A 12,049-nucleotide genomic window follows, 5' to 3' on the forward strand; every position below is an offset into this window, starting at 1 on the left:
TGTTCACAAAATGAACGCCTATTGCTTGGTGACCGGGGTTCGGCTAAGTTTGTACGCGTAAGCTGAGGGTGGCGCGACATGCAGGATAGCGAAATTTCGCCGGCAGAGCGGCGCCGTCTGAGGGTGCGCGGGGCAATACTGGACGCAGCTGAAAAGGTCTTCGCCGAAGAGGGGGAGGCCGGGCTATCCATCCGTAGAATTGCCGATGAGATCGATTATTCACCCGCCGCTATCTACAAGTATTTCAGTTCGAAGGATGACCTTGTCGATGTTCTGAAGGAGTCGTTCTTTGGCCGTCTGCTGGGCACCGTCCACGAAATCATAGACAGGCGGGAGCCTTTCAGCGCGCGGGCGCGCCGGTGCATGGCAGGGTATGTGCGCATCGCGATAGAAAAGCCCCATCATTACGTAGCGGCGTTCACCGGTGTGCGTGCCGATGATGAGGCGCCTTCCGATGCGCAAGCCTTTGACGATACGAATAAAGGTCGAGCATTCAGCGTTCTTACTGACATGGTCTCCGAAGGGATTGAGGGCGGGCATTTCCGCCCCGAACTCGACACCGTGAATACGGCCAAGTCTGTCTGGGCATCGATCCACGGGCTTGCCATGATGATCGCTCACTTGCCTGATTTCCCGGCCACCGCCTCCATGCCGGGCGGGATGAGCCAGGCTGAGTTCATTGATTTCCATGCTGACCTGATTGTCCGAAGTCTCGAAAAACAAAGTGGAGTGGCCGCATGAGCGAGTATGACCGCACACCCCGGCCCAGCTTCCTGAAGGGCCTGCTTTTCATCGCCGTGATTGCCGTTGGCGTTGTGCTTCTTGCGATGTTCGTTCTCAGTCAGCGTTCCAGCGACGGACCGCTTGTTATCAGCGAAGAGCCAGCGCCGCTCGCGGTCGATGTGGTTGTCGCAGATGTGCGATCATCACTGGCGTTGGACGAAAAGTTCACAGGTATCATACAGCCGCGCCGCTCGAGCGATCTTGGCTTTGCAGATGGCGGACGCATCGCTGCGCTGAACGTCGATATTGGCGACCGTGTAACAGATGGACAAATACTGGCGGTGCTCGACACGCGGGCGCTACGCTCGCAGCTCGCCTCGGCCGAAGCGCGGGTCAATGAAGCGCGCGCATCCCATGCGCTCGCAATGAACACGGTGGAGCGTCAGCAGACGCTGATGCAGCGAGGCCATGTTTCGCAGCAGCGCGTCGATGAAGCCCTTGCGCAAGCGGCGACGGCGGATGCCCGGATCGAAGCGGCGAAAGCGCAGGCCGACACGCTGCGCGTGCAGATCGATCTTGCAAGTATCAGGGCGCCCTATCCGGGCATGATTATGGCGCGTAACTATGATGAGGGTGCCATTGCCCCTCGAGGTGCGCCAGTTTTTGAGCTGGTTGAGACGGGTGCGCTCGAAGCGCGGCTCGGCCTGCCGGCAAACCTCGCCTCGACGCTGGAGCCTGGAAAAGTCTATGCGCTGGAAAGTGATGGTGGACCGATCGATGCGCGCCTGCGCTCTGTAACCGGTGTTATAGAAGCCGGGCAGAGAAGTGTGACGACGGTGTTTGACGTAACCGACCCAAGGACAGTTTCGCCGGGCGCGGTCGTTCGGCTGTCGCTATCCCGTGATGTGGAAGAGAATGGTCTATGGTTGCCTGTTTCTGCGCTCGCTGAGGGGCAGCGCGGGCTCTGGTCCCTTTATATCGCGGTGCCGCAAGAGGGTGGCTGGGTCGCGCGACCGGGACTGGTTGAAGTGGTCCAGAGCGATGGAGAGCGCGCCTTCGTTCGTGGCGCGGTCTCTGACGGCGACCGGATAATTATTGACGGCCTCCAGCGTGTCGCGCCCGGACAAGCCGTGGCGCCGCGGCCTGCGCCGCTCGCTGCGTCCTATTCGAACGAAGGCTAGGGGAGGGCAGGGGGATGCGTACGCTTTTCTACCGGCTGCCGCGGCTCAGCATTCTTGCCATCCTCGTCATCGTGGCGGGCGCGATCGGGTCTCTGCTGACGCTTGGACGACAGGAAGACCCGACCCTCGTTGAGCGTTTCGGATATGTGCTGACAGCCCTGCCAGGCGCTGATGCCGAGCGCATTGAGGCGACCGTTACAGACCCCATTGAGAGCGCGATCCGCGAGCTTCCTGAGGTCGACGAAGTCCGGTCCAGTTCGCGCCAGAACGTTTCCCAGATCAATATCTCGATGGATGAGGGCCTTAGCGAGGCGGAAGTCGATGACGCCTGGACGCTGGTGCGGGCAAAAGTGGACGGCGCCCGCGCAGATCTGCCTCTGGGTACGAGTGTCCCGCGCGTCGAGCGTCAGTATGTTGGCGCATCAACCATGTTGGTCTCACTGGTCTGGACCGGAGAGAGTGAGCCGGAACTCGCCGTCATGTCGCGTTTTGCGCGTAATCTCTCCGACCGGTTTCAGAACCTGCCGGGCACCGAAGAGGCCGAGATTTTCGGTTTGCCACGCGAGGAAGTCCGCGTCGTCATTGATCCCGATGCCCTGTCCGCCGCCGGCCTGAGCATGAGCGATGCCGCCCAGCTGGTTGCGGCATCGGATGCCAAGGCGCCTGCAGGACAGGTGCGGGGAGACCGTGCCGATGTCGGGGTCGAAATCGGCGGCTCCTTTGATGGGATTGCGCGGATAAGGTCGGTGCCTCTGGTGCAGCGTGCGGATGGCAGCGCTTTGCGCGTGGGTGATATTGCGCAGGTGCGTAAGGGTATTGAGGACCCGGCCACGGTGATGAATTTCACGAATGGCCGAAGGTCCGTCGTGGTCAGCGCCTTCATTCAGCCGAACCAGCGGGTCGACCAGTGGGCAGAGCGGGCACGCGCATTGGTAGCCGAGTTTGATGCGGCTTCTCCGGCTGCAATCGATGTTCAGCTCGTCTTCGACCAGAGTAGGTATACGAATGCGCGATTGAACGGACTGGCGCAGAATCTCGCCTTTTCTTCGGTGATTGTCTTTCTTGCCCTGTTCCTGGTCATGGGGTGGCGTGCGGCTTTTGTTGTCGGTGCGGCACTGCCGCTGACGATCGCGCTCGTCCTCATCCTGTTCAACGTCTTCGGCTATCCGTTGCACCAGATGTCGGTAACCGGCCTCGTCATCTCGCTCGGTCTCCTCATCGACAATGCGATCGTCGTCTTCGATGAATATGATCAGGAGCGCGCCCGTGGGCACAGCGTCGTTGAAGCAATCGACATCGCCCTGTCGAAACTGTTCGGCCCGCTCTTTGCCTCCACTCTGACTACGGCGCTGGCGTTTGCGCCGATTGCGCTGATGCCAGGGGCGGCAGGTGAGTTTATCGGTATGCTGGGCGTCTCGGTGATCTTTTCTGTTATCGCCTCTTTCCTGCTCTCAATGACGATCATCCCGTTCCTCGCGGGCCGTTTCGACCGGAAAAGGGTTATTGGAGAACGGAAGAACTGGTTTCGCGACGGGATTTCGATCAATGCTGTCACCGACGGCTATCGCTGGACGGTTGGTGCCGTGCTGAAGTTTCCCCCGCTTGGCCTCGCCATTGGCCTGGTGCCCGCGCTTATCGGCTTCTCTCTGGGCGGCAGCCTGCCGCTTCAATTCTTCCCACAGACCGAGCGTGATCAGTTCCAGATCGAGATTAGCCTACCGGCAACCGCTACGATCCACGAAGCTGAGCGCGCAGCAATGCGCGCAACTGAACTGTTGCATGAGTATTCCGAAGTCGAGCTGGTCAATCTCACGCTCGGCGAGTCGGCGCCGCGTGTATATTATAATGCGTTCAACAACACGCAGGGCGTGCCTGGCTTTGCCTCAGGCTGGGTCCAGCTGACGGATAATCTTTCGACACGCCGTCTCGTCCGCCAGATACAGGACGATCTGCGAATGGAGTTTCCGGGGGCACAGTTCCTGGCACTTCCCTTCGAGCAGGGTCCGCCCGTGCCCGCGCCGATCGAGTTCTATATTCGCGGCGACAGTCTCGAAACGCTGAACCGGCTTGGCAACGAAACGCGGCGCGTGCTGTCCGCGACGCCGGGCGTGACCTATACGCAGGCGAGCCTCCAGCTTGGCGCGCCAATCGTCACAATACGCGCTGACGAAGCCGCAACGGCGATGACGGGCGAACGGTTGGCCGGTCTTGCGCAGGATGTTCGCGCGGAGCTGGAAGGCGTGCCTGCTGGCTCAATCCTCGAGGGCATTGAAGAAATCCCCGTCCGCGTGATCGCGCCTCAATCGCGCCGGTCGCAGCTTTCAGATTTGCGGGCCATGTCTGTCGGGACCGTCAATGGCAGAGAAGGGGCACCGCTCGCAACGCTGGGTGAGATGACACTAGATCCTCAGACCGCTGTGATATCGAGGTTTGATGGGCGGCGCGTGAACCAGATATTCGGTTTTACCGAACCTTTCTCGCTTCCCTCGCCTGTGCAGGAACGTTTTCAGGCGCTTCTGGACGCTTCTGACTTCGAGACGCCGCCGGGTTACGACATTCTGATCGGCGGTGAGGCAGAAACACGGGCCGAAGCGACAACAAACCTTCTGTCCCTGGCCGTACCCTTGATCATCATCATGGCGGGCGCGGTGACGCTGGTGTTCAATTCATTCCGTCTGTCTCTGCTTATCCTTCTAACAGGGTTCCTGTCCGTTGGCCTCGCCTTTGGCGGCGTGTGGATGTTCAATCTGCCTCTCGGCTTCAATGCGATCGTCGGCTCTCTTGGGCTGCTCGGCATCTCCATTAACAGTTCGATCGTGGTTCTATCGCTCCTGCAGGGGAATGCCGCGGCCCGCGCTGATGATGTGCTTGCCCAGCGCGAAGTCGTGGTCGATGCAACGCGCCACATCGTGGCGACGACACTGACGACAATGGGTGGTTTCGTGCCAATCATCCTGACCGGTGATGTGTTCTGGCTGCCGCTGGCCACGGCAATCGCCGGGGGCGTTGCCGGGTCTGCGCTGCTAGCGCTCTACTTCACGCCTGCTGCTTACAGGCTGATGACAATGAAACCGGGGCGGCGGCTATATGCGCGGCTAAGGGGCCGGTCATACGACCCAGCCGTGCAGCATCCTTAGTTCGACGTTCCCCTCCAGCGTAACCGCCCGCTTACCTTTGCATGGCTAGTCGCCGCGTGAGACAAGGTTGCGATTCTCAAGGAAACTGAGCGCTGCGGACATGACAACTGAAACGGCACTCGATCTTTCGGAACTGGACCCGGCGGAGTGGCGCGTGCTGGTCAATGAAGTCGTCTACGGTCCCTATACGCTGGGCCAGATGGTTGGCTTTATCGCAGAGAAGCGCGTCGGGCCGGGCACGCAGGTCGCTGAAGGTGATGGCGGGGCCTTCCTGCCAGCCCAACAGCATCATCCGCTCGTCCGCCATCTGAAAGAGGCGCTTCGCCCCTCCAGCCAGCCGGAGTTAGCGGGTGAAGCCTCCAACTATCTCATCATTGCAAGGCTGACCGGCACTGGCGAAACCCAGCTGGTCAGCGCGATGAACCGGCTTGGCAAGTTTGCGGAAATCATGCCCGGGGTGTGGGCGCTAAGATCCAGCGTGAAGCATGCACGACTGCGCGAGCAGTTGAACCAGACCATCACCTCTGCCGACCAGGTCATGATCGCCAATGCATCGACCGGTCGTCTCGCCTGGCTCAATCTGGGGCCGGAGGCCGATGTCCACATCCGAAGAGTGTGGAACGCCGATCTGGATTAGGCGGGTTCGGCAATCTCGGCCGGGGTGGGGGCAGTGAGGCCGCGGATCATGTCTGCGGCTTTTTCGGCCACCATGATGGTCGGCGCGTTCGTATTCCCGCTGACCAGGGTCGGCATCACAGACGCATCAACGACGCGCAGTCCTTCGATGCCGCGCACGCGAAGTTCGCCGTCGAGCGGAGCGGCATTGTCGACACCCATCCGGACGGTGCCGACGGGGTGATAGATCGTCTCACCGGTCCTGCGGATGAAAGCATCAATCTCGTCGTCTGTGCGCACGTCCTGTCCAGGCATGATCTCGTCACCGCGCAGGGCATCAAACGCGTTCTGGCCGGCAATCGCGCGGCATATCTTGACGCCTTCGCGCATGGCGCGGCGGTCTTCCTCGGTGGCGAGGTAATTGGGATCGATCAGCGGGTGGTCAAACGGGTCGGCGCTGGCGAGGGTCACGCTGCCCCGGCTTTCAGGGCGTAGCTGGCAGGCATGGATGGTAAAGCCGTCCGCTTTCACCTGCGTGCGGGCGTGATCCATCATGATCGCATTGACGAAGTGAAGCTGCAGGTCTGGGCGGTCGAGGCCTTCGCGCGATTTCAGGAAGCCGCCCGCCTGCAGGAAGTTGTCGCGGCCCGCGCCCTGCTTGCGCAGGAGATAATTGAGGCCGACCGCGATCTTCTTGAGGCCAGCCTGGCGCGAATAGGCAGAAATCTTCTGGGTCATCTTGTGAATGACGGTGACGTCCAGATGGTCCTGGAGGTTTTCGCCGATGCCGGGCATGTCCTGTACGACGTCGATGGAGTGTTTGCGCAGTTCCGCCTCTGGCCCAAGCCCGGAAAGCTTCAGGATCTGCGGCGACTGGACGGCGCCTGCGCAAATGAGAACTTCGCGGTCTGCGCGCACCAGCGCAGGCTCAGCGCCGCGCCCGGAAAGCGTTTCAACACCAATGGCACGTTTGCCTTCAAACCGGATCTTCGAGACGAGCGCGGTCGACATGACGGTGAGGTTCGGCCTGTCTTTCAGGATAGGATGGAGGAAGGCGCGTGCAGTGCTCCAGCGCTCGCCGTCGTTAATGGTGCGCTGGTATGGGCCGACGCCTTCCTGTTGCGCGCCATTGAAGTCTGGCGTGTAGGGGTAGCCTGCCTGCTCACCCGATTTGATGAAGCTGTCATAGGCGACCGAATCGAGTGGGCTGTCCTCTACGACGAGGGGACCGTCCTGTCCGTGGAAGGTTTCGTCCTTGCCGCGATAGCCTTCGGAGCGCCGGAAATAGGGGAGAACGTCTGCGAAGCTCCACCCGGTGAGACCGGACTGGCGCCACTGGTCGTAGTCGCGCGCATGACCGCGAATATAAACCATGCCATTGATGGAGGAGGAGCCGCCCCAGCCCTTGCCGCGCGGCCACCAGAGTTTGCGCCCGTCCATGTGCTCCTGGGCTTCGGTGTAGAACCCCCAATTGTGCGGGCCTGCATCCTTGATCAGCCCGCCCACGCCAGCTGGCATGCGGATCATCAGGCTTTTATCCTGACCGCCAGCTTCGACGAGACAGACCTTCACGTCCGGGTCGGCGCTCAGACGGTTTGCGAGTACGCAGCCGGCGCTGCCCGCGCCCACGATCACATAGTCGAAGTTTGCAGTATCTGGCATCAGTTTTCTCCCTTGGAAGGGAGGTTTCGTAATTGTTGACGACAGTGTCAACTTTTGATCGACCATCAACCTTTTGTGAACATAGATTTCTTAACATTCGCGGTGGACCAGCAGCTGATCTCTGCAGGGTCCATCAGGCAGGAGGCCGCATGGAAGCCGTCAAACCAAGGGCAGCAGGACTGCGCCCCGCACTGGAACTGCGCAAGGACAGGCGCCGCAATCGGCGCGTCAATGTTCAGCTGAATGGTCGTTTTCTTGCCGAAGGCGGCAATGACCACACGCTTCTGACGGACAATATCTCGTGCGGCGGCGCGGCATTCGTCTCCCGGCAGCAGCCTGCCATCGGTAGCCGGGTAGTCTGTTATCTCGATGATCTTGGCCGTATCGAAAGCGATGTGGTTCGCCATACAGCCAACGGTTTTGCCGTCAGGTTCCACGCGACGAGCCGCAAGAAAGAGAAGATTGCCGACAGGCTGACCTGGCTGGCGAATGTAAAGGTGCTGGGGCTGACCGATGAACGCGAAGCGCCTCGTTATGCTTCAGGCGGACCTGCGCTCGTGAAGCGCGCCGATGGGCGCGTTCTGCAATGCAGGACGATTGATATCTCGCTCTCTGGCGCGGCATTTGAAACCAATGGCCCGACGCCGTTTGTCGGAGAGCGGGTCACGGTCGGCAACCTCATTGGAGAGGTTGTGCGCACGCTGCGCAACGGGTTTGCCATTCGCTATCTCAACAAGCAGGACGGCGCCTGAACGCTGCGGAAGCCTTGAAGCCCCTCTTCGGGCGATCCATCTGCACATTCAGACGCAGGCTAGAAGGACATGGCCCATGGTCGATAATCCTGACATCGGCGCACCGCCGCCACCCTGGCGCAGGCTGAGGTTTGAAGCGAAGGCTGCCGCAGCCGACGAACCCACGCTTGCAAGTTATATCGATGCAGCAATTCTGTCGCATGACACAATTTGTCAGGCACTCGCCTTTCATCTGGCGGAGAAGCTTGCAGGACCTGAAATTGGCGCGCAACAGGTGCGCCACGTGATCGCGCATTGCTATGATGAGCATCACTGGCTGGTCGAAGCAGCAGAGCGTGACCTGCAGGCCGTTCTCGAACGCGACCCGGCCTGCCGCGGGCTGCTACAGCCATTCCTGTTTTTTAAAGGGTTTCTCGCACTGCAGACGCAGCGCATTGCAAACCGCCTGTGGCGCGATGGGCGGGAAACGCTCGCATTTCATTTCCAGTCACGCGCAAGCGAACGGTTTGGCGTCGATATCCACCCGGCCGTGAAGATGGGCACGGGCGTCATGCTCGATCACGCCACGAATATTACGATTGGTGAGACAGCCGTGGTCGGCGATGATTGCTCGATCCTGCAAGGCGTGACCCTTGGGGGGACCGGCAAGGAGGTCGGCGATCGTCATCCAAAGATCGGACGAGGCGTCCTCGTTTCGGTGGGTGCCAAGGTTCTTGGCAATATCGAAGTGGGTGATGAGGCCAAGATTGCAGCGGGCAGCGTCGTGCTGAAAGACGTCGCCCCGCGCACGACAGTAGCCGGTGTGCCAGCCCGCGTTGTGGGCGGCGGCGGCGAGGCACCAGCCAAGAACATGGACCAGACCCTCCCAGAAACTTCCTAGATAGCTGGATATCGGCACAAGACTCGCATAGAACATCCCGTAGGGGCACAGGGGAAGTTTCTCATGCTTAGATTGCTTAGCGGGTTTTCGATCGCGTCCACGAAGATTGTCGCGACATTCTTCATGGTCATTTTGCTGATGCTGCTAGGTATCGTTTTCTTCCCGCGCCAGCTGAACCAGATCAATGATGTCGCGAACTGGATCGCTAATCTCGACTTCGTCCGGAACCCTGACATTCCCCAGACGGCCGTTGCCGTGTTCCGGAATTTCGTGAACGAAACCACGATCTTTGGCATACTGATGACGTTGATTGCCCGGGCTTTTGTGGAGTTCATCTTCTGGATTTGTGCAGCGCTCTGGCGCGTCGCAAACCCGCGCGAGGATGAGGATGGTTTCACACGTCGCAGCTTCGACCCAAGCGAAGACGTTCCGCCGACCTATTCGCGCAACTGAAGAAAAGGCACGTTCAGCCGTTTCAGCGCTTCGCCAATTGATATAGCTCTCTGCGCGAATACAGGAGACGATGATGAGCGAAGATCTCAAGAAGAACGAAACCCAGCTTCTCGAAGCCTATCTGAAAGAAAAGCTGAACCCTGAAATCCGCCTTGTCACGCGGTCGCAGACTGATGATTCCGTAGAGGTCTATCTCGGCTCGGAATTCATCGCCGTGATCTACAAGGATGTTGATGAAGGCGAGACGTCTTACCAGTTCCAGATGACGGTCCTCTCAGAGGATCTGGGCGACTGAACGCGCCCCTGCTATCTGCCGACCGCCTCAGCAAAGCATTTGGTGAGACGGTCGTGGTGGATGGCGTCAGCCTCGATCTGGCCGCGGGCGAGACGCTCGCCCTGATCGGCCATTCGGGGTGTGGAAAGACCACGACACTGAAGATGCTGAACCGGCTGGTGGAGCCGGACGCGGGCGAGGTCTGGCTGGGCGGGACACGCGCGCATGATATGCCTGCGCATGAGTGGCGCCGCCGGATTGGTTTCGTCATCCAGAGTGCGGGCCTCTTCCCGCATCGCAGCGTGGCTGAGAATGTTCTGGTGACGCCCCGTCTCCTCGGCTGGGACGAGGGCCGCCAGAAGAAAAAGCTCGATGAGCTTCTCTCCATGGTTGGCCTCCCCGCCGAGCGATATGCCGACCGCTATCCGACCGCGCTTTCGGGCGGTGAACGCCAGCGTGTCGGACTGGCAAGGGCGCTCGCCGGTGAGCCTGAGATCATTCTCATGGATGAGCCGTTTGCGGCTCTCGATCCGATTACGCGTACCAGCCTGATTGATGATATGGCACGCCTGAAAAAGGAGCTTGGCTTTGCTTCGGTTCTGGTAACGCATGATTTTGCCGAAGCACTGCGTCTCAGCGACCGTGTGGCCGTCATGGATGGTGGGCAGATTGTGCAGAAGGGCACGCCCGCAGACCTGATCGCGCTGCCTGCGACAGATACGGTTCGCGACCTGTTGGCCGCGCCGCGCCGGCTGGCTGAAACAGTTGGACGCGCTTTTACCGGGCATAAAACATGAGCGGGTTTTTGACAGAAGAGCTCGTCGTCTTCCCGGCCAATTATGCAGGACACCTGAAGCTTGCGCTCGGTGCGCTTGCGATGGGTCTTCTGGTGTCGATCCCGGCAGGCATTCTCGCGGCGCGTCAGAAATATGTGGCCGGGCCAGCACTCGCCACGGCGAGCGTTATCCAGACGATACCGGGCATCGCGCTGCTGGCGCTCATGGTGCCGCTGATGGGCGGGATGATCGGCTTCTGGCCAGCATTCGTCGCGCTCTCGCTCTATTCTATCCTTCCAATGCTCCGGAACACGATTGTCGGGCTGCGTGGTGTGGATGAAGACGTGCGTGAGGCAGCGCTGGCGGTCGGGATGACAGCGCGCCAGCGTCTGCGCGAGGTTGATTTGCCCCTGGCAGCGCCCGTGATTGTCGCCGGACTGCGCACCGCGTCAGCTTGGGTCGTCGGCACAGCAACACTATCGACGCCGGTCGGGGCGCGCAGCCTCGGCAATTACATTTTTCAGGGGCTGCAGACCCGTAACTGGTCCGCAGTGCTTTTCGGATGTCTCGTTTCAGCTGCGCTTGCGCTCGCGCTGGACCAGATCATTGCGCAGTTCGAGAAGTCGGCCAGCGAGCGGAAGCGGTCACATGCCATCGCTGGCGGGATCGGACTTGTACTCATCATCCTTCCGGCTTTGCTCGTTATCAGTCCACAGCGAACAGGGCCGACGACTTCGCCTTCTTCTGAGGCCGCAGTCGCTGACAGCAGCAACGCCCTACCACTCGAAGGTCAGACAATCACGGTCGCCAGCAAAGGCTTTACCGAGCAGTACATCCTTGCCGACCTGTTGCGCCGGACCCTGGAGGCGCAAGGCGCGCGTGTCCGTGTCCGCGAAGGTCTAGGCACGACGGTTGCCTTTGATGCGCTCGCCGCAGATTCGGTGGACATCTATGTCGACTATACCGGCACAGTCTGGGCCAGCCTGATGAATGAGGAGGAACCGGCACAACGCGCGGATATGTATGCACAGGTTTCAGCCTGGCTGCTGGCGGAGCACGGCGTTCTGAGTGCCGGTAAGCTCGGTTTCGAGAATGCGTATGCGTTTGCGACCAGCCCCGAAACGGCCCGAACGCATGATCTTGAGACAATTGGTGACCTTTCAGGCGCGCCGCTATCCATCGCGAGCGACCCTGAATTCTTTGGCCGTCCTGAATGGACCCGCACCCGGGATGCTTATGGACTCGAAAGCCTCTCTCCGCGAAGCATGGATTCGGCATTCATGTATGACGCCGTGCGGCGCGGCGAAGTCGGGCTAATCACGGCGTATACGACTGATGGCCGGATCGACGCCTTCGAGCTTGTCCTGTTAGAGGACACGCGCTCAGTCTTGCCGCCTTATGACGCCTTCATGCTGATCGGCCCCGAGGCGCGTACGAACACGGCGCTCCTGAATGTCCTCGGCGCGCTGGAGGGAAAAATCTCGACAGAGCTGATGCGCAAGGCCAATTCCCGTGTCGATCTGGAACGCCAGAGCAGCGCGCAAGCGGGCGCATGGCTTTATGAGCAGATATTCCCCGCAGAATAACAGCGCAAAG

At 60.3% G+C, this 12,049-nt stretch carries 11 protein-coding genes; 10 read left to right on the forward strand and 1 reads right to left on the reverse strand.

Features of this window, described 5'->3' with window-relative positions; all coding sequences use genetic code 11:
• Positions 1–78 precede the first annotated feature (78 nt).
• From O4G74_RS14785 to O4G74_RS14800, 4 genes are all read left to right on the forward strand, one after another.
• Positions 79–741 carry a TetR/AcrR family transcriptional regulator gene (locus O4G74_RS14785; protein ID WP_269403331.1) on the forward strand — a complete coding sequence of 221 codons (663 nt, stop codon included), beginning with the start codon at positions 79–81 and terminating at the stop codon, positions 739–741.
• Complete coding sequence (locus tag O4G74_RS14790; protein ID WP_269403332.1) at positions 738–1,904, forward strand: efflux RND transporter periplasmic adaptor subunit; 1,167 nt, start codon at positions 738–740, stop codon at positions 1,902–1,904. The genes O4G74_RS14785 and O4G74_RS14790 overlap by 4 nt, the downstream gene beginning before the upstream one ends.
• 14 nt (positions 1,905–1,918) lie before the next feature.
• Positions 1,919–5,041: an efflux RND transporter permease subunit gene (locus tag O4G74_RS14795; protein ID WP_269403333.1), complete on the forward strand. Its 3,123-nt coding sequence runs from the start codon at positions 1,919–1,921 to the stop codon at positions 5,039–5,041.
• Between the two features lie 100 nt (positions 5,042–5,141).
• Positions 5,142–5,678, forward strand: a complete 537-nt coding sequence (locus tag O4G74_RS14800; RefSeq protein WP_269403334.1) for a hypothetical protein — start codon at positions 5,142–5,144, stop codon at positions 5,676–5,678.
• Here O4G74_RS14800 and O4G74_RS14805 read toward each other — a convergent pair.
• Positions 5,675–7,318, reverse strand: coding sequence for a choline dehydrogenase (locus O4G74_RS14805; RefSeq protein WP_269403335.1), 1,644 nt, complete (start codon positions 7,316–7,318; stop codon positions 5,675–5,677). The genes O4G74_RS14800 and O4G74_RS14805 overlap by 4 nt on opposite strands.
• A 149-nt stretch (positions 7,319–7,467) precedes the next feature.
• Between O4G74_RS14805 and O4G74_RS14810 the strand changes: the two genes are divergently transcribed.
• The 6 genes from O4G74_RS14810 (at position 7,468) to O4G74_RS14835 (ending at position 12,039) form a co-directional block, all read left to right on the forward strand.
• Entirely contained in the window at positions 7,468–8,070 is a 603-nt protein-coding gene (locus O4G74_RS14810; protein WP_269403336.1) for a PilZ domain-containing protein, read from the forward strand.
• A gap of 76 nt (positions 8,071–8,146) precedes the next feature.
• The gene (cysE, locus tag O4G74_RS14815; protein ID WP_269403337.1) at positions 8,147–8,950 is read left to right on the forward strand and encodes a serine O-acetyltransferase; all 804 of its coding nucleotides are present in this window, start codon (positions 8,147–8,149) and stop codon (positions 8,948–8,950) included.
• 63 nt (positions 8,951–9,013) lie between these two features.
• Positions 9,014–9,403, forward strand: a complete 390-nt coding sequence (locus O4G74_RS14820) for a hypothetical protein (RefSeq protein ID WP_269403338.1) — start codon at positions 9,014–9,016, stop codon at positions 9,401–9,403.
• Positions 9,404–9,476: 73 nt separating this feature from the next.
• Positions 9,477–9,698, forward strand: coding sequence for a DUF3126 family protein (locus O4G74_RS14825; RefSeq protein ID WP_119378536.1), 222 nt, complete (start codon positions 9,477–9,479; stop codon positions 9,696–9,698).
• Between the two features lie 53 nt (positions 9,699–9,751).
• Positions 9,752–10,474 (forward strand): ATP-binding cassette domain-containing protein, encoded by a 723-nt coding sequence (locus tag O4G74_RS14830; protein ID WP_269403339.1) that lies wholly within the window; start codon positions 9,752–9,754, stop codon positions 10,472–10,474.
• Positions 10,471–12,039 (forward strand): ABC transporter permease/substrate-binding protein, encoded by a 1,569-nt coding sequence (locus O4G74_RS14835; RefSeq protein ID WP_269403340.1) that lies wholly within the window; start codon positions 10,471–10,473, stop codon positions 12,037–12,039. The genes O4G74_RS14830 and O4G74_RS14835 overlap by 4 nt, the downstream gene beginning before the upstream one ends.
• Positions 12,040–12,049 lie beyond the last annotated feature (10 nt).

The sequence above is a fragment of the Henriciella marina genome (assembly GCF_027213945.1).
GTDB classification, from domain to species: domain Bacteria; phylum Pseudomonadota; class Alphaproteobacteria; order Caulobacterales; family Hyphomonadaceae; genus Henriciella; species Henriciella marina_A.